25 protein-coding genes and 2 tRNA genes are annotated in these 15,892 nt (G+C 35.2%); 25 read left to right on the forward strand and 2 right to left on the reverse strand.

Annotated elements, in window-relative coordinates:
* Positions 1-602 precede the first annotated feature (602 nt).
* A complete protein-coding gene (locus AAGD99_RS01500) occupies positions 603-2,504 on the reverse strand; it encodes an ankyrin repeat domain-containing protein (RefSeq protein WP_341822395.1) in 1,902 nt (633 codons plus the stop codon).
* A gap of 117 nt (positions 2,505-2,621) precedes the next feature.
* Between AAGD99_RS01500 and glpX the strand changes: the two genes are divergently transcribed.
* Complete coding sequence (glpX, locus tag AAGD99_RS01505; RefSeq protein WP_341823189.1) at positions 2,622-3,539, forward strand: class II fructose-bisphosphatase; 918 nt, start codon at positions 2,622-2,624, stop codon at positions 3,537-3,539.
* 181 nt (positions 3,540-3,720) lie between these two features.
* Here glpX and AAGD99_RS01510 read toward each other — a convergent pair whose 3' ends face one another.
* A complete protein-coding gene (locus AAGD99_RS01510) occupies positions 3,721-4,191 on the reverse strand; it encodes a hypothetical protein (protein ID WP_410529928.1) in 471 nt (156 codons plus the stop codon).
* 213 nt (positions 4,192-4,404) lie between these two features.
* Between AAGD99_RS01510 and carA the strand changes: the two genes are divergently transcribed.
* From carA to rplO, 24 genes are all read left to right on the forward strand, one after another.
* Positions 4,405-5,496: a glutamine-hydrolyzing carbamoyl-phosphate synthase small subunit gene (carA, locus tag AAGD99_RS01515; protein WP_341822397.1), complete on the forward strand. Its 1,092-nt coding sequence runs from the start codon at positions 4,405-4,407 to the stop codon at positions 5,494-5,496.
* A 114-nt stretch (positions 5,497-5,610) separates the two neighbouring features.
* Positions 5,611-5,692: transfer RNA gene (locus AAGD99_RS01520), tRNA-Tyr, on the forward strand.
* Between the two features lie 4 nt (positions 5,693-5,696).
* Positions 5,697-5,767: transfer RNA gene (locus AAGD99_RS01525), tRNA-Gly, on the forward strand.
* A 79-nt stretch (positions 5,768-5,846) separates the two neighbouring features.
* Positions 5,847-7,019 carry an elongation factor Tu gene (gene tuf, locus AAGD99_RS01530; RefSeq protein WP_264329094.1) on the forward strand — a complete coding sequence of 391 codons (1,173 nt, stop codon included), beginning with the start codon at positions 5,847-5,849 and terminating at the stop codon, positions 7,017-7,019.
* Positions 7,020-7,033: 14 nt separating this feature from the next.
* The gene (rpsJ, locus tag AAGD99_RS01535; protein WP_096616846.1) at positions 7,034-7,354 is read left to right on the forward strand and encodes a 30S ribosomal protein S10; all 321 of its coding nucleotides are present in this window, start codon (positions 7,034-7,036) and stop codon (positions 7,352-7,354) included.
* A 9-nt stretch (positions 7,355-7,363) separates the two neighbouring features.
* Entirely contained in the window at positions 7,364-8,086 is a 723-nt protein-coding gene (rplC, locus tag AAGD99_RS01540; protein ID WP_265021969.1) for a 50S ribosomal protein L3, read from the forward strand.
* Positions 8,087-8,088: 2 nt separating this feature from the next.
* Positions 8,089-8,703, forward strand: coding sequence for a 50S ribosomal protein L4 (gene rplD, locus AAGD99_RS01545; RefSeq protein ID WP_064124641.1), 615 nt, complete (start codon positions 8,089-8,091; stop codon positions 8,701-8,703).
* Positions 8,700-8,987, forward strand: coding sequence for a 50S ribosomal protein L23 (locus AAGD99_RS01550; protein ID WP_064124642.1), 288 nt, complete (start codon positions 8,700-8,702; stop codon positions 8,985-8,987). The genes rplD and AAGD99_RS01550 overlap by 4 nt, the downstream gene beginning before the upstream one ends.
* A gap of 1 nt (position 8,988) precedes the next feature.
* A complete protein-coding gene (rplB, locus tag AAGD99_RS01555; RefSeq protein WP_341814117.1) occupies positions 8,989-9,813 on the forward strand; it encodes a 50S ribosomal protein L2 in 825 nt (274 codons plus the stop codon).
* A gap of 3 nt (positions 9,814-9,816) precedes the next feature.
* Positions 9,817-10,101, forward strand: coding sequence for a 30S ribosomal protein S19 (gene rpsS / locus AAGD99_RS01560; protein ID WP_006279181.1), 285 nt, complete (start codon positions 9,817-9,819; stop codon positions 10,099-10,101).
* A gap of 5 nt (positions 10,102-10,106) precedes the next feature.
* Positions 10,107-10,457: a 50S ribosomal protein L22 gene (gene rplV / locus AAGD99_RS01565; RefSeq protein WP_096616838.1), complete on the forward strand. Its 351-nt coding sequence runs from the start codon at positions 10,107-10,109 to the stop codon at positions 10,455-10,457.
* 39 nt (positions 10,458-10,496) lie between these two features.
* Positions 10,497-11,111, forward strand: a complete 615-nt coding sequence (rpsC, locus tag AAGD99_RS01570; RefSeq protein ID WP_253309088.1) for a 30S ribosomal protein S3 — start codon at positions 10,497-10,499, stop codon at positions 11,109-11,111.
* 11 nt (positions 11,112-11,122) lie between these two features.
* A complete protein-coding gene (gene rplP / locus AAGD99_RS01575; RefSeq protein ID WP_250294844.1) occupies positions 11,123-11,536 on the forward strand; it encodes a 50S ribosomal protein L16 in 414 nt (137 codons plus the stop codon).
* Positions 11,537-11,547: 11 nt separating this feature from the next.
* Positions 11,548-11,751 carry a 50S ribosomal protein L29 gene (rpmC, locus tag AAGD99_RS01580; protein ID WP_006279350.1) on the forward strand — a complete coding sequence of 68 codons (204 nt, stop codon included), beginning with the start codon at positions 11,548-11,550 and terminating at the stop codon, positions 11,749-11,751.
* A complete protein-coding gene (rpsQ, locus tag AAGD99_RS01585; protein ID WP_341822398.1) occupies positions 11,744-11,980 on the forward strand; it encodes a 30S ribosomal protein S17 in 237 nt (78 codons plus the stop codon). The genes rpmC and rpsQ overlap by 8 nt, the downstream gene beginning before the upstream one ends.
* A 13-nt stretch (positions 11,981-11,993) precedes the next feature.
* Entirely contained in the window at positions 11,994-12,353 is a 360-nt protein-coding gene (gene rplN / locus AAGD99_RS01590) for a 50S ribosomal protein L14 (RefSeq protein WP_006279348.1), read from the forward strand.
* Positions 12,353-12,670, forward strand: a complete 318-nt coding sequence (gene rplX / locus AAGD99_RS01595) for a 50S ribosomal protein L24 (RefSeq protein WP_182182782.1) — start codon at positions 12,353-12,355, stop codon at positions 12,668-12,670. The genes rplN and rplX overlap by 1 nt, the downstream gene beginning before the upstream one ends.
* 6 nt (positions 12,671-12,676) lie before the next feature.
* A complete protein-coding gene (rplE, locus tag AAGD99_RS01600; RefSeq protein ID WP_010962750.1) occupies positions 12,677-13,210 on the forward strand; it encodes a 50S ribosomal protein L5 in 534 nt (177 codons plus the stop codon).
* 16 nt (positions 13,211-13,226) lie between these two features.
* Positions 13,227-13,535 (forward strand): 30S ribosomal protein S14, encoded by a 309-nt coding sequence (gene rpsN / locus AAGD99_RS01605; protein WP_064124653.1) that lies wholly within the window; start codon positions 13,227-13,229, stop codon positions 13,533-13,535.
* Between the two features lie 21 nt (positions 13,536-13,556).
* Complete coding sequence (gene rpsH, locus AAGD99_RS01610) at positions 13,557-13,952, forward strand: 30S ribosomal protein S8 (RefSeq protein ID WP_064124654.1); 396 nt, start codon at positions 13,557-13,559, stop codon at positions 13,950-13,952.
* Positions 13,953-13,968: 16 nt separating this feature from the next.
* Positions 13,969-14,514: a 50S ribosomal protein L6 gene (gene rplF / locus AAGD99_RS01615; protein WP_253309084.1), complete on the forward strand. Its 546-nt coding sequence runs from the start codon at positions 13,969-13,971 to the stop codon at positions 14,512-14,514.
* A gap of 5 nt (positions 14,515-14,519) precedes the next feature.
* Positions 14,520-14,891, forward strand: coding sequence for a 50S ribosomal protein L18 (gene rplR, locus AAGD99_RS01620; RefSeq protein ID WP_250294835.1), 372 nt, complete (start codon positions 14,520-14,522; stop codon positions 14,889-14,891).
* A gap of 12 nt (positions 14,892-14,903) precedes the next feature.
* Positions 14,904-15,416, forward strand: coding sequence for a 30S ribosomal protein S5 (gene rpsE / locus AAGD99_RS01625; RefSeq protein ID WP_253309082.1), 513 nt, complete (start codon positions 14,904-14,906; stop codon positions 15,414-15,416).
* A 3-nt stretch (positions 15,417-15,419) separates the two neighbouring features.
* Entirely contained in the window at positions 15,420-15,890 is a 471-nt protein-coding gene (gene rplO / locus AAGD99_RS01630; protein ID WP_096616812.1) for a 50S ribosomal protein L15, read from the forward strand.
* The last annotated feature ends 2 nt before the right edge of the window (positions 15,891-15,892 follow it).

Consider the following 15,892-nt stretch of genomic DNA (forward strand, 5'->3'; position numbering starts at 1 on the left):
CGAAAAAACCTACTTGACAAACTCCGCCAGCCCCCCTTATCATGGTATTGAAGGTATTCATTTATCTTCAATCTGTGCAGATTAAACGACAACAGTATTACGTAATTGGCGTCTTATTTTTAATTTTTTGTACTATGCGCACCTTATGTCTTCACAACATTTCTAGCTATATAAGCTGAAACGCGCTTATAAAGCGTTTAAGACAGTATAGAACGCCAATTTGCAGGATTAGAGAGTGACAACTAGCTAACACGGGATTTCTTTTGCCTTTTTTTCTGCTTAGTAAATTTCTTAAGCATTTAAACTAAGGTGAGTTGCATTTAAAAGCAGCTAAATTGCAGCGTTTAAGGCTTAAAAAACGCCAATACTGAAAATAGACAATGACTAGGGCTTCTTTTGCCTTTTTTTTCATTTGGTAAATTTCTTAAATGTTTATGGCTAAAGTAATTTAGGCCTACCGACAACCGTCATCCCGCTACGTGTTAGCGGGATCTATGCTAAGATACCGTGAATGAATCGCGGTATGACGTAGGGCTGTGCTAGTATAGATCCCAGTTTTAGCTACTCGGATGACACCCTTCCTAGTGGAGATTTTTCTCAAATCACAATGTTTGTGTAGTTTTTGAACTCACGTTTTCAACTTTATTTTTTTCCATTTCTCTATAGCTTGGTAATGTAGAATTTTTTACATGTAATCCGATATATGTTGCAACCAAAGCAGCTATAACACCACAAACCACCGCACCAGCCGCAAATGGAACCATTACAGCAGCAGCAATGAATAATCCTGTAATAACAACTCCAACAACATCTTTTGTTAATGAGGTGTAAAAATTTTCCTTGCTTTCTTTATATTTAGCTTCTTTTTCATTTGGCACAGAAAATTGAGCATTTGTGAGGTTGCTAGACTTATCATTACCGCTTGACATAGCGGGTGTGCCGGCGTTTGTTGATACTACAGGAGATACTGGTTTATTACTAACACTCCTACCGTTACCACTATTTGGTACAGTAGTTGGATTTGTTTCCTTTGTTAATATAGGAGACACTGTTGCCGTAGGTTTATTACTAATATTTTTGTTAGGTTCTGTTCTATTTTCTTCTACGCTTGGCGTAGTAACAACCTGGTCAGTTCCTGTTACTACAGGTGTTTCATCCTTGTTTACTGCTGATGCGCGTGTTTCTTGATCGTTCTGTATTAGCACTGTCGCTGCTACAGAATTCTTTTCTGCAAAAGCAGTGCAGAATGCATCATCTTTTAATTGTTGGTATAATATGTATAATTCGTCTTCATGATTTAACTTTGATTGCTCTGCATTAATATTTCGCAGTAGCGTGCTTAGAATCTCAGCATTACTGTTATCAGTATAATGAACAACAGAGCATAATATAGATTTGTCTTCTTCAATTTTGCTAATGTAATGCCTTCCTTCTTGACTGATTGCGTTGATGATAGTCACTTCATTTTGTAAGAGAAACTTTATAACATTTAATTTTTCATCTTTAATTGCGTGCTCTAACAATGCATTTCTGAAGACAGCACCTTGCTCACACTTGCTCTGAAAGCTAATTTTTTTTCTATTCAAATCCTGTTGTAAGCTTTCAAAGCTAACTGAGTTTATCGTTCTAGCTATACTTGAATAAAATCTCGTAACAAAACCACTATCCGGCACGGCAACTTGACCAGTACTTACATTTCCATTACTGCTGCTGGATCCTGCTCCATTTTTTCCTGCGTCAGGTGTATTTCGCTCCTCTTTTTTGTTTATTGCCGATCTAAGCAGTGCAATTATTACACAGTTTGAGAGGTACGTATGGTGATTAGGGTTGTTGAAGTCTAATTTAAACTCAGAATCTATTTTAAGTTCTTCTCCAAGTGATAATTTCCTCTCTTCAATTATTTTTAGAAGATTTCTTATACCATCTTCTGGTATACCTGTCATATGCTTTAAAAGTAACCTAACTTTTGGTAGATCATCATCTATAGCGGCACCAATCAGAACCTGAACTTTTTCTTCTCCAGTAAATCTCTTATTATCTAAAAGCACCTTCATAATGTCAATGTTCTCATTACAAGAAGCTGTGTTGAGAGCCTCCAGTATTTTCGCATGATCTATGTAATCTAAAAACGGCTCAAACTCTTGAACATTGCCTTGAATAATAGCACTATTTAAAGCACTAATTTTTTCTTCTTCTTCAAACTTACCACTATCCAAAAGTATCTTTACAACATCAGCTTGTTTATTTGTTACAGCTATGTCCAACATAGTTCTACCACCGCTGCTTTTTTTAACTTTAATATCTAACTGCGCAAACAATTCAACAATTTTTAGAAATACAGCAAAATCGTCTGAAACACCGTGCCTTTCTGAATTGATGGCATCTGCAAGTAAATCAAAAATTTTTGCATCTGTTGCCCCACCTTGCTTTAGCTCCTTACCAAACTCCTCAGCAGTTATATCAGGATTTTGAGTTACAATTTCCTTTATCTTTTCATAAGTCATGTCAAATTTTACCACTATTACTATCTAATTTATTATGCAACTTTCCCACAACCAGTCAAGACATATTGTAGTTTCAAGCAGCATGATATATATTGAATATAGTTCTTAAAGCAAATGATGGAAGATTTAGCCTATAAGTTAGTGAAAGTGACCGAAGCTGCAGCACTTGCTGCATATAAATTGGCAGGCTTCGGCGATGAAAAAAAGGCTGATCAGGTTGCAGTTGATGCAATGCGTACAGTATTAAATTCAATGGAAATAAATGGTACTATCGTAATTGGTGAAGGTGAGAGAGATTCAGCACCAATGCTATATATTGGCGAGAAGGTTGGCACTGGAAATGGTCCTGAAATCGACATTGCTGTTGACCCACTTGAGGGTACCACAATTTGCGCTCACTACAAACAGGGGGCAATGTCCGTTCTTGCTGCAACGAAAAAAGGTGATTTTTTACACGCACCTGATGTTTATATGGAAAAGATAGCAGTAGGAAAAAATCTCCCAGAGGGTGTAGTCTCACTAAAAAATAGCATTGAAAAGAATCTAGACAATTTAGCCAAGGCAAAAGGATGTAAAGTAAATGATCTTACAGTAACTATACTTAATCGTGAAAGGCATGATGAATTAATAGTGAAAATCAGGAAGTTAGGAGGAAAAGTTAAACTAATAGATGATGGTGATGTTGCGGCCGTAGTTTCACTAGTAAATGGCAATCATGATATGTATATCGGCATAGGAGGAGCACCAGAAGGGGTGCTTGCGGCTGCAGCGCTGAGTTCAATCGGTGGACAGATGGAGGGAAGATTAATATTTGACACAGATCAGTTAAGAGAAAGAGCAAAAAATTTAAATATTGATGACCCAGAAAAAATCTACACCATAAAAGATATGACAAGGGGTGAATCAGTGTTTATTGCAACTGGAGTAACAAGCGGAGAACTTGTGGATGGAGTTGAATTGAATCATAATACCTATTCAACTAATTCTTTAATAATTCTACCTAACAAGCTGATAAAGGTGCAAGTTATAAGTTAGGTTAATTATTTTTCAATATATTATGTAAGAGTTAAAGGGAGTGTTAAAATGTTAGATTCATTTTCTCAAGAGAAACTAATTGTACAAGAAGTTCCTCAAGACCGACATAAAAAGAAGGCTGAACCCTTTTCAAAACCTTCTATCTATTGTTTCTTAAACCACTCTGCTGAACGGAGACAGTTTAGGTTGTTATGCCTGGCGGCTTTGTTGGAATAAGTTTTTCAACATTGCTAACAATAAAATTGATTGTATCGTCAGCTACCTTATCGAATTTATCATTTATCTCTTTTCCTATTTCTTCATTTTTAACATATTCGTGTAGAGCTAAAGCAGTTATAGCTGCACATGCTGCAATTAAGCCAGTTTTTGCTATAATGAGCATTGATAATCCTCCTGCAAATATAAATGTTAATCCAATAGCTAGGTTTATAATTTTACTTTGTGTTGTTTGTTGTGCTGCCTGATTCTGATCTACTTTTTCTTTTTCAAGAGCGTTTGATATTGTTTTTGAGGAAATTTTTACCGCGATTGTTGCAATTGCGATCATAGCTAATCCTATGGCTATTTTTGCTAAGAGAAAAAATGATGGGAACACCATCGCAAAGAATAGTAAGCCAGCTCCTACAATTAGTAACTTATTTTTAGGTTGGATTTCATTTTACATAATAAACCTCCATTTCATAACTGCCGGAGTATACCTAATATAAAATACGGAGATAGTCAACATATTTTATGAAAGGGCACGTTAAAAGTTTTTTTCATGTTGTTTTTCGCCGCCTCGTGGTTAAATTTGGAATTTTAGAAAGAGTTACGTATTATTTGAAATTCTTGTATACTGTTTTGAATCAGTTAAATAGATAATGAAGTGCAGGACGCAGTTTTAATTTTACAAGATGGCAAGTGCTTTTGGGGAAAATCAGTAGGTAAAAAAGGCAAGTGCATAGGTGAGGTCTGTTTTACCACTGGTATGACCGGTTATCAGCATACTATAACTGATCCTTCTTTTGCTGATCAAATTATAACGTTCACTTTTCCTCATATTGGTAACATTGGAATAAACCATAAAGATAATGAAGGAGAGAAAATTTTTGCAAGTGGTGTGGTTATGCGTGAACTTTCTTCTATGTCCCACCCTTCTTCATATATCAGTTTAAATGATTGGTTAGAGAAAAATAACGTGGTTGGGATATCAGGAATTGATACTAGAGCTTTAACGAGACATTTGAGAAAACATGGATCTCAAAATGGAATGATATGCCCGTCAAGCGAGACGCATGTGTTGGACAAATTGAAGGAATACAAATCTGTAAATGGGATAGAAATAACCAATAAAGTCAGCTTGCATAGTAATTTTAAAAGTGACCTTAATGCAAAATATAGGGTTGTAATCGTTGATTTTGGCGTAAAAATCAGTATAGTTTCACGCTTAATAGAACTTGGTTGTACAGTTGAATTAATCAGACCAAGCACAGGTTTTGCTCAAAAAGTGTTGAGTATGAATCCAGATGGTATAGTGCTTTCAAATGGTCCTGGTGATCCGCAAGAAATAGGAGAAAGTGTAGTTTCAGAGATAGACATTATTATAAAATCTAAAATACCAATTTTTGGCATATGCATGGGTCATCAATTACTTGCGATTACTTTGGGAGCAAAGACCATCAAGATGGATATTGGTCACCGAGGGAGTAACCATCCAGTTTATGATGTAATTAGTGGAAAAGTTGAGATCACTAGCCAAAATCATGGTTTTGTTGTTGATTCAGCTTCTCTTCCAAGTAATGTTGAAATTACTCGCATTTCTCTATTTGATAATAGTGTAGAGGGAATAATGATGAAGGATTACTCAGTCTTTTCTGTGCAATATCATCCAGAAGAAGCGCCAGGTACGCATGATTCGCATTATTTATTTAGACGTTTTATTGGCAATATTGTGTTGTATAAAATGAAATCTGCATGATTTTAATCAGGGTAGGTTTTATTGCTTGATTTTTTAATTTTAGGCGTTTAGTATTAAATACAATAAAAGCTTGAGTTAAGGTACTAAAATAGCGTTCTCTTAACAAATTTTTGTGGAGGAGTGACCGAGTGGTTAAAGGTAACAGACTGTAAATCTGTCCGCATTGCGTACGTAGGTTCGAATCCTACCTCCTCCATTGTGCGGGTATAGCTCAATGGTAGAGCTCTAGCCTTCCAAGCTAGTGACGTGGGTTCGATTCCCACTATCCGCTCTTTTTTTTTGTTGTATTTTTATAAAATCAACATATTATTTATTGATGTATTTGTATTTTAGGTAGAAAAGTTTAAATTATGACAGCAGTAGTGGAAGCATTTGGAAAGCCGCATGTAAATGTGGGAACAATAGGACATGTGGATCATGGGAAGACAACGTTAACAGCGGCGATAACAAAGCATTATGGAAATTTTGTAGCGTACGATCAGATAGATAAGGCGCCAGAAGAAAGGAAAAGGGGAATAACGATAGCAACAGCGCATGTTGAGTATCAGACGGAAAAAAGGCATTATGCACACGTTGATTGTCCTGGACATGCTGACTATGTAAAGAACATGATAGTAGGTGCAGCACAGATGGATGCGGCGATATTGGTAGTGTCGGGGGTTGATGGGCCAATGCCACAAACGAGAGAGCATATATTGCTAGCGAAGCAGGTAGGTGTTGGATATATCGTGGTGTATATAAATAAAGCTGATGTTGCTGATGCTGATATGATAGATTTGGTAGAAATGGAAGTGAGGGAATTGCTGAATAAATACGGATTTCCAGGGGATGAAGTGCCTGTGGTAGTGGGGTCTGCATTGAAAGCGCTGGAGGATGACAGTAGCGAATATGGAAAGAAATCAATAGATAAATTGATGGAAAAGTTAGATGAGTATGTGGCGGTTCCACCAAGGCCTGTGGATTTACCATTTTTATTGCCAATCGAGGATGTATTTTCGATATCGGGGCGAGGAACGGTGGTAACAGGAAGGATAGAGAAGGGAGAGATAAAGACGGGAGAAGAGATAGAGATAATAGGTCTGAAAGCGACGCAAAAGACGATATGCACAGGTGTAGAAATGTTTAAGAAGTTGCTGGATAAGGGGAGTGCAGGACTCAATGTAGGAATATTGTTAAGAGGAACAAAAAGAGAAGAAGTGGAGAGAGGGCAAGTATTAGCAAAACCGGGGACGATAACGCCGCATAGAAAGTTTAGGGCGGAGGTTTATATATTAAAGAAAGAGGAAGGAGGAAGGCATACACCATTTTTTGCGAATTACCAGCCACAGTTTTATTTAAGGACAACGGATGTAACCGGGAGCATAAAATTGCTAGATGGGAAGGAGATGGTAATGCCAGGAGATAATGTGAGTGTAGAAGTAGAATTGCAAGTACCGATAGCAATGGATAAGGGATTGCGTTTTGCGATAAGAGAAGGCGGTAGAACTGTTGGTTCTGGTGTTGTTTCTGAAATTTTGGAGTGAGAGTAGTAACTAAGATGAAGCAAGATATATATATTAACATTAAGGCTTTCGATTGTTCTTTATTGGAGGAGTGTGTTCGAAAATTTGTTGATGAATTAAAGCGGTCCAATGCAAAATTATCTGGTCCGATTGCGTTGCCAAGAAAAGATTCTAAATTTATTGTTAATAGATCTCCTCACGTTGATAAAAAATCTCGTGAACAGTTTGAAATGAGAACTTCTAGGCGTTTGATTGTTTTACATGATCTTACTCCTACTATGATGCAGATGCTTACAGGTTTATCTTTTTCTGCTGGCGTAGAAGTGGATTTAAAAGTCAAGGAAGTTAAGGTTTAGGAGAAGGAAATGAAGAGAATAAATTCACTGAGGAGAATTGGTTTATTAATGACGAATATTGGTCATACTGCTATATACTCTGACAATAGTCGCATGGCTGTAACTTTATTGCATCTCAGCGAAACTTATATTGTTGATATAAAAGGACAAGATAAATGTGGCTATAATTCAGTCATTTTGGGCACGGGAGATTTTAAAAATATAGCAAAACCTCAGTTGGAATATTTAAAGAAAAAGGGTATAAATAATAAATGTAAGTTATACGAAAGTAGATTAAATGACCTGTCGGGAATAGAATGTGGTAAAAAAGTGGGAATCAATCATTTTGTGGTTGGTCAATATCTTGATATTACGGGTTATTCTATAGGTAAAGGATTTGCTGGTGTGATGAAGCGGCATAACTTCAGTGGGCTTAGGGCATCTCATGGTGTTTCTATTGCTCACAGATCACAAGGTTCCACTGGTCAATGTCAGGATCCTGGTAGAGTATTCAAAGGAAAGAAAATGGCTGGTCATTTAGGTAACAGCAGAATAACTGCACAAAATATGAAGATATTATCCATTGATCATGAAAATAGTATAATTGCTGTGAAGGGTAATAATGTTCCTGGGTTTAAAAATTCCTATGTTTTTGTAAGAGATGCAGTTAAAAAATCTTTACATAAAGATGTTCCTTTTCCGGTAGGTTTACTGTTAGATGTAAATGATGATGCTAGTAATTTGGTAAGTTAGTTATGGAATGTAATTTAGTTAATCTGTCTAATAATAATGTAGGTACTGCTCAGCTCAATCCTTTGATATTTTCTGCTAAGCAAAAATTGAGTATTTTGCATGATATAGTGAGATGGCAATTAGCGAAGAGAAGAGCTGGTACTCATAAAACAAAAGGTATCAGTGATGTCTCTGGTACAACAGCTAAACCTTATGGTCAAAAACGTACCGGTAGGGCAAGACAAGGGAGCTTGCGATCTCCTCAATTTAGAGGTGGTGGGATTATTTTCGGCCCTGTTGTGAGGAGTCATACTTATTCTCTTAATAAGAAGGTACGCAAATTTGGTTTAAAAATTGCTTTATCTCTAAAGTATTTAAATAATCAAGTGATTATTCTGGATAATTTAAATATTGATGTGAAGAAAACGTCTGAAATGTGTAAATGTATTAAAAATTTTAAATTTTCTTCCTTTTTGATAGTTGGTGATTATGGAGATGATTTGTTGCGTGCTGTTAGAAACTTGCATTATGTAGACTTAATCAAACCTATTGGGTTAAATGTCTTTGATATATTGAATCACGAATGCGTGATGTTGACAAAGGATACTTTAAAGCATCTTGAAGGTAGATTGTTATGATCAAATATAATAATATAATAAAATCTCCTATAATTACAGAAAAGGCCTCTTTTTTGAGGGAGAAGTTTAATAAATATTCTTTGTATGTTTTTGTAAATGTAAATAAGCGTCAAATAAAGTTGGCAATAGAGTCTCTATTTGATGTTAAAATTTCTTCTATAAATGTTGTTAGAATTAAGCCTAAATATAGGCGTTTCAGGGGTGTGATTGGTTGTGAAAAACAGAAAAAGAAAGTTTATTTTTCTTTGATAGATGGTCAAAAATTAGATATAATGAGCGTTTAATATGGGTATGAAATTTTTTAATCCTGTTACTCCGTCTTCTCGTGGGACTGTGTTAGTAAGTAAAGTTGGTTTATCAAAAGATGAGCCAGAAAAGTCTCTTACATCCGGTAAAAAGTCCAGTGGTGGAAGAAATAATTATGGTAGAATTACAACTCGTCATAGGGGTGGTGGTCACAAAAAGAAGTATAGAGTTATAGATTTTAAGCGTAATAGAAGTGGTCAGGGTATAGTTGAAAAAATAGAGTATGATCCAAATAGAAGTGGGTTTTTAGCGTTAATATCATATAAGGAAGATGATATTAAGTCTTATATATTAGCTCCTCAAGGTATGAAGCCTGGTGATATTGTTACAGCTGGAAATGATGCTGATATTTTGCCAGGTAATTGTTTGCTACTCAAGTATATACCTGTTGGTTCTTTCGTTCATAATGTTGAGCTGAAGCCAGGTAATGGTGCTGCGATTGCTAGAGCTGCTGGTTGTTATGCGCAAATCGTTGGTCATGATGGCCAATATGTTTTATTACGACTCAGGTCTGGTCAAATTAGGTTGATTTTATCTTCTTGCAAGGCTACTATTGGTGTAGTATCTAACCCTGACCATAAGAATAGAAAGCTGGGTAAAGCTGGAAGAAGTAGGTGGCTTGGAATTAGACCTACTGTGCGTGGGGTTGCAATGAATCCGGTTGACCATCCTCATGGAGGTGGGGAAGGAAAAACCTCTGGTGGTCGTCATCCTGTTACTCCTTGGGGTGTTGCAACAAAAGGAAAGAAAACTCGGAGGAAAAATAAATCTAGTGATAAGTATATAAAACAATTGAAAGGTTAGTTTATGAGTAGATCTGCGTGGAAGCCTCCTTTTTGTCATCCTTCTATATTAAAGTCGGTGAATAATGCTTTAAACAAGGGGTTTGTTAACATGGCTATAAAAGTTCATTCCAGGGCTTCTGTAATTCTTCCTAATTGTTTAGGTTTAAAGTTTGCTGTTTATAATGGTAAGGATTACATTCCTGTTAATGTTAATGATCAGAATATGATAGGTCATAAGTTTGGTGAATTTTCGCCCACTCGTAAATTTACTGGGCATAGTGGTGATAAAAAGGCGACAAGAAGGTAATTGATATGAAAAACAGAGATGTAATAGTTAAAGCTGGTTCTAGGGTTTTAAAATCAACTCCTCGTAAATTGAATTTGGTTGCTGGTTTAGTACGTAATAAAAAAGTTTCTTTTGCCACTGTGCAATTAAGATTTTGTGAAAAGAAAGCTGCGGGTCTTATAAGGAAGGTATTAAATTCTGCGATTGCTAATGCTCAATATAATTATGGATTGGATATCGATAATTTATATATAAAAGAAATTTCAATAGGTAAGTCTCTTACTTTGCGTAGGGTATGTCCAAAAGCTATGGGTAGAGCTAATAGAGTTAGTAAACGTTATAGTAATATAACTGTAAAATTGGGAGAAATTATATGATTCATAAAAATAGAAAATTAATAAGGAAAGTGCAAAAGTATGGGAAACGTTAATCCTAAAGGATTTAGGTTAAAAATAATTAATACTTGGTCATCTGTTTGGTATGCTGAGAAGGGTTATAAACAAGGGTTGCATCAAGATTTATCTATTCGCAGTTATATAAATGAATCTTTTAAGCATGCTGGTGTTTCTAAAGTAATTATAGAGCGTACAATCGATTTGGTGTCTGTAATAATACATTCTTCTAGACCTGGAGTGATAATAGGTAAGAAAGGCTCAGATATTGAGAAGATAAAGCAAAAAATAGCTGAAAAAGTAAAAAATAATGTGGAAGTGAATGTAGTAGGAGTTAAAAGGTCTGAAATAGATGCAGTTTTAATATCAAGCAGCATTGCACAACAGTTAGAAAAAAGGGTTTCATTTAGAAGAGCGATGAAAAAAGCTATTCAAAGTTGTTTGAGGATGGGTGCTAGAGGTATTAAAGTAAGTTGTTCTGGGCGCCTTGGCGGAGCTGAGATAGCTCGTACTGAATGGTATAAAGAAGGTCGTTTGCCTTTACACACTTTACGTGCTAATATAGATTATGCTTTTTGTGAAGCAAAAACTATATATGGTATTATAGGAGTTAAGGTTTGGGTTTATATTGGTAATTAAGGTATATTGAGATGTTTGTTCCCAAAAAGAGTAAATATAAGAAGGTATTTAAGGGGCGAATTAAGGGTAATACAAAAGGTGGTAGCACATTATCTTTTGGAGATTATGGCTTAAAAGCTGTAGAAGCAGGTAGGATTCAGTCTAAGCATATTGAAACTGCAAGGCGTGTAATATCTAGAACATTAAAACGCTCTGGTAAAGTGTGGATAAGAATTTTTCCTGATACCCCTGTTAGTAAAAAGCCGGCAGATGTACGTATGGGTAAGGGAAAAGGTAGTGTTGAATTTTGGGTGTTTAAAGCTAAGCCCGGTAGAATGTTGTTTGAGATTAGCAGTGATGTTCCCATGCATTTAGCAAGATTGGCGCTTGAAAAGGCAACCGCTAAGCTTCCTATGAAGTGTAAATTTGTATCTAATCATAATTAAATGGAGTTGCAATGGATATAGCTGACATTGAATCGAGGTCTTCACAAGAATTGCATGAAATTCTTGTGAATTTGAGAAAAGAGTTTGTTAATTTGGTTTTTCAAAAGAAGTTGGGGCAGTGCAACAATATTTCGCGTTTTAGCTTAATAAGAAAGAGCATAGCTCGTATTCTAACTACATTAAATAAAAGAAGAAGAGAGGAAAAGAATGCCTAAAAAGGTTTTTTGTGGTACTGTAACTAAGGCTAAGTGTGATAAGACTGTAGAGGTTTCGGTATTACAAGTGTATAAGGATGAGCTGTATAAAAAGGTTATAAAAAAATACAAGAAGTATACAGCACATGATGAGAATAATAGTTGTAAAGAAGGGGACAAGGTTTTAATACAAGAACACAAGCCTATTTCTACTACTAAAAAATGGGTTGTTGTTAATAGCTCACATTGAATAGGATATTTATATGATTCAAAAAAATACATTGTTGGAAGTAGCTGATAATTCTGGTGCGCGTGCAGTGCTTTGTATTGGTTTATTGGGTGGTAGAAAGTCTGCATCTATAGGTGACACAGTTATTGTATCTACTAAATCTATTACTCCAAGAGGGAAGGTTGAGAAGGGAAAAGTATATAGAGCAGTTGTGGTGAGGGTGAAAAGCCCTATTAGAAAATCTGATGGTTCTGTAATTCGTTTTTCTAGCAATGCTGTAGTTTTGATTAACGATCAAGGTGAACCACTTGGCACTCGGGTATTTGGTCCGGTAAAAAAGTTATCATCTGGTTCTTTTATGAAGATAATGTCATTAGCTGTTGAGGTTTTATAATGAGTGCTAAAATAAAAAGTGGTGACGACGTTATAGTTTTAACTGGTAGAGATAAGGGAAAAATTGGTAAAGTGATTAAAGTTGTGGCATGTGATGCTAAAAAGAAAGTAATTGTTTCTGGGGTAAATGTACATAAGAGACACACTAAACCAAAAGCTGGTAGTAGTGGTGGTATATTAAATAAAGAGTTAGCTATTGATATATCCAACGTTGCAACATTGGACCCTAAATATAAAACTCCAACTAGAGTGGGGTTTAAGGTTATAGACGGTAGAAAAGTGCGTTTTGCAAAAGTTTCTGGAGAAGTGATAGATTAGGTTGATATGTTTAAAGAATTGTATAAAGATAGCATAGTAAAGTCCTTAAAGGATAAGTTTAATTACGGCAATATCATGCAAGTGCCTAAACTTGTCAAGGTGTGTATCAATATGGGCGTTGGAGATGCTGCTACAGATAGTAAAGCAATAAATGAACCACTTGATAGCCTATATTTGATTGCTGGGCAGAAGCCTTTATCAACTTTTGCAAAAAAATCTATTTCTGGCTTCAAGATCAGAAAAGGTGCTACAGTAGGTTGCAAAGTAACTTTGCGTAGAGATAAAATGTATGAGTTTTTAGAAAGATTGATATATATTGCTTTGCCAAGGGAAAAAGATTTTAGAGGATTTAGTGTGAAGCAATTTGACGGTAATGGTAATTTTTCCTTTGGTATAAAGGAACATATCTCGTTTTTAGAAATAGACTATGATAAAATAAGTAAAATTAGAGGTATGGATATTAATATTATAACAAGTGCAGTTAGTGATAAGGAAGCAAAGGAATTATTACTGGCTCTTAAATTTCCTTTTTTTGATTAATTGAGAGGAGAAATATATGGCAAAAAAATCTATGATAGAAAGAAATCTTCGCAGAATAAAGCTGTGCGATCAATATAAAGAAAAAAGAGAGAAATTGAAATCTATAATAAATAATAAGAATTTGTCTATTGTAGAAAGGTTTACAGCTCAAAATAAATTAATTAAAAAATTGCCTAGAAATTCTTCTAAAACCAAAATTAGAAATAGGTGTGCTTTAACTGGGAGACCAAGAGGAGTATATAGAAAATTTGGTTTATGTAGAATTGTTTTGCGTGATTTATGTTCTTTTGGGCAAGTTCCAGGAGTTACAAAGTCTAGTTGGTAAATATAATATAAGGAGTATATTGTGGCGTTATCTGATAGTATTGGTGATTTTTTAACAAGGATACGTAATGCTCAATTGGCAATGCATAGAACAACAAGAGTGTTGTTTTCTAAAGTGAATTCTTCTATACTGAAGATTTTAAAAGATGAAGGGTATATCCTTGATTATGAAAAGCAAGTTGTAGATAATTTACCTTCTTTCATTGTAAAATTGAAGTATTATGAGAAGTCACCTGTAATTAGTGACATAGTTAGGGTGTCAAAGCCTGGTTGTCGTTGTTATTCTAAGTATAAGGACATTTCTAAAGCATATAATGGTCTTGGTATTTTTATTATATCGACACCCAAAGGAGTGATGACTGATTATAATGCACATAAGTTAAAGGTTGGTGGAGAAGTTTTGTGTCGTGTGTTTTAAATAATAGGAGAAATTCATGTCTCGTATAGGTGCTGCTCCTATCAATATTCCTGCTGGTATTTCAGTTGAATATAATAATGGTAGGATGTTAATAAAGAGTGCTAAGGCTGAAAAAGAGCTTAGCTTAATCAGTGATGTTGTGTGCCGGATTGTTGATAATCAGCTACTCCTTTCTGTGGATCAAGATAAAGATGATTATGATGAAATAAAGCCTATGTGGGGCACTTATAGGAGTAATATTAATAATATTATTAACGGTATGGTTGATGGTTTTTCTGTTAATCTTGAGATTAATGGTGTTGGATATAAGGCAGAGTGTGATGGTAAGTATTTGACTTTGTATCTTGGTTATAGCCATAATGTTAAATATAAAGTTCCTAAAGATGTTGAGATTAAGTGCATAAAGCCAACTCACTTAGTAGTTAGTGGTATGGATAAGCAAAAAGTCTATATGGTGGCATCTGATATATGCAGGATTAGGAAGTACGATCCTTATAAAGGTAAGGGTATTGTAATAAAGGGTAAATTTATGTTGCGTAAAGTTGTAAGTAAAAAGAAGTAATTAAGATGAGAAGGTTATATAATTTTTTAAGTAACTATGAAAAAAGGAAGTTGCGTAATAGAGCGAAGCTTGACAAGAGCGCTGAACGTTTGCGTATATCCATATTTAAATCTAATAGGCATTTTTATGTCCAGTTAATTAATGATGTAAAAGGAGTAACTCTCACTTCAGCTTCTACTTTGGATGCTAAAATTAAGGATGTATGTAAAGGAAAAGTCAATGCTGAAACTATAAAACAGGTTTCTTCTTTAATGATTGAGCGCTTATCTGGTCTGAAATTAGAACAAAAGCTAGTATTTGATCGTGGAGCGTATAAATATACAGGATTAGTTTCTCAATTTGCTGAGGCTTTAAGAAGTTCTGGATTTGAGTTTTAGAAGGTTTTGAATATGGCTATAAAGAATTTACAAAATAATAATGATTTATCAGAGCTTTTAGTTTCGGTACGAAGAGTAACAACGGTTACCAAAGGTGGCAGAAGATTTTCATTTTCAATTTTGGTTGTTGTTGGTGATGGGAAGGGTAGGGTAGGATGTGGAATAGGTAAGCACGCAGAAGTTGCTGAAGCAAGAGTCAAAGCTGTAAATGCTGCAAAGAAATCGATGATTAGAGTGTACTTGCGTGAAGGTAGAACTTTGCATCATGATATTAAAGCTAAATTTTGTTCTGGTGAGATAGTTTTAAGAACCGCAAGAGCCGGAACAGGTATTATTGCTGGTGGAGCGATTAGATCAGTTTTTGAGGTGTTAGGTATAAAGGATGTGGTAGCTAAATCCACTAGATCAAATAATCCTCATAATGTTATATGTGCGGTATTTAAGGCTTTTGATAGTATGTTATCTCCTCGTCAGGTAGCAAGCAAAAGAGGCAAAAAGATTAGCGAGATAGTTGGAAACAGGTAAAGTATGAATAATGCTGTAAAATTAAACTCTATATTTACTAAGTTATCTAAAAAAAAGAAGCCTAAGTTGCTGGGTAGAGGTATCGGTTGTGGTAAAGGTAAAACATCCGGTAGAGGGCATAAAGGGCAAAAGGCTAGAAGTGGAGTTTCCATAAATGGTTTTGAGGGTGGACAACAGTCTATATATACTCGTTTGCCTAAAAGAGGTTTTAAGCCTATACGTAGGAACATATATTCTATAATTAATGTTGGCGATATACAGCGCTTAATGGAAGCTAAAAAAATAGTGAAAGACTCTGTTATAGATAAGGAGAGGCTGTATAGATTAGGTTTTATAAAGTCTATTAAGGATAAAATTAAACTTCTTAATAAAGGTAAGTTGAGCGAAAAATTTGTGTTTCATGTTGATTTTGCGTCAGAAGCTGCAAAAAAATCTGTAGCTTCAGTTGGTGGTAGTGTGGAAATACTATCGTAAAT

It is taken from the genome of Wolbachia endosymbiont (group A) of Clivina fossor, from assembly GCF_964026865.1.
In the GTDB taxonomy this organism is placed as follows: domain Bacteria; phylum Pseudomonadota; class Alphaproteobacteria; order Rickettsiales; family Anaplasmataceae; genus Wolbachia.

Coding starts and splice junctions, on each gene's coding strand:
- AAGD99_RS01500 (WP_341822395.1), bottom strand. CDS start 2,504: ATGACTTATGAAAAGATAAAGGAAATTGTAACTCAAAATCCTGATATA.
- glpX (WP_341823189.1), top strand. CDS start 2,622: ATGGAAGATTTAGCCTATAAGTTAGTGAAAGTGACCGAAGCTGCAGCA.
- tuf (WP_264329094.1), top strand. CDS start 5,847: ATGACAGCAGTAGTGGAAGCATTTGGAAAGCCGCATGTAAATGTGGGA.
- rpsJ (WP_096616846.1), top strand. CDS start 7,034: ATGAAGCAAGATATATATATTAACATTAAGGCTTTCGATTGTTCTTTA.
- rplC (WP_265021969.1), top strand. CDS start 7,364: ATGAAGAGAATAAATTCACTGAGGAGAATTGGTTTATTAATGACGAAT.
- rplD (WP_064124641.1), top strand. CDS start 8,089: ATGGAATGTAATTTAGTTAATCTGTCTAATAATAATGTAGGTACTGCT.
- AAGD99_RS01550 (WP_064124642.1), top strand. CDS start 8,700: ATGATCAAATATAATAATATAATAAAATCTCCTATAATTACAGAAAAG.
- rplB (WP_341814117.1), top strand. CDS start 8,989: ATGGGTATGAAATTTTTTAATCCTGTTACTCCGTCTTCTCGTGGGACT.
- rpsS (WP_006279181.1), top strand. CDS start 9,817: ATGAGTAGATCTGCGTGGAAGCCTCCTTTTTGTCATCCTTCTATATTA.
- rplV (WP_096616838.1), top strand. CDS start 10,107: ATGAAAAACAGAGATGTAATAGTTAAAGCTGGTTCTAGGGTTTTAAAA.
- rpsC (WP_253309088.1), top strand. CDS start 10,497: ATGGGAAACGTTAATCCTAAAGGATTTAGGTTAAAAATAATTAATACT.
- rplP (WP_250294844.1), top strand. CDS start 11,123: ATGTTTGTTCCCAAAAAGAGTAAATATAAGAAGGTATTTAAGGGGCGA.
- rpmC (WP_006279350.1), top strand. CDS start 11,548: ATGGATATAGCTGACATTGAATCGAGGTCTTCACAAGAATTGCATGAA.
- rpsQ (WP_341822398.1), top strand. CDS start 11,744: ATGCCTAAAAAGGTTTTTTGTGGTACTGTAACTAAGGCTAAGTGTGAT.
- rplN (WP_006279348.1), top strand. CDS start 11,994: ATGATTCAAAAAAATACATTGTTGGAAGTAGCTGATAATTCTGGTGCG.
- rplX (WP_182182782.1), top strand. CDS start 12,353: ATGAGTGCTAAAATAAAAAGTGGTGACGACGTTATAGTTTTAACTGGT.
- rplE (WP_010962750.1), top strand. CDS start 12,677: ATGTTTAAAGAATTGTATAAAGATAGCATAGTAAAGTCCTTAAAGGAT.
- rpsN (WP_064124653.1), top strand. CDS start 13,227: ATGGCAAAAAAATCTATGATAGAAAGAAATCTTCGCAGAATAAAGCTG.
- rplF (WP_253309084.1), top strand. CDS start 13,969: ATGTCTCGTATAGGTGCTGCTCCTATCAATATTCCTGCTGGTATTTCA.
- rplR (WP_250294835.1), top strand. CDS start 14,520: ATGAGAAGGTTATATAATTTTTTAAGTAACTATGAAAAAAGGAAGTTG.
- rpsE (WP_253309082.1), top strand. CDS start 14,904: ATGGCTATAAAGAATTTACAAAATAATAATGATTTATCAGAGCTTTTA.
- rplO (WP_096616812.1), top strand. CDS start 15,420: ATGAATAATGCTGTAAAATTAAACTCTATATTTACTAAGTTATCTAAA.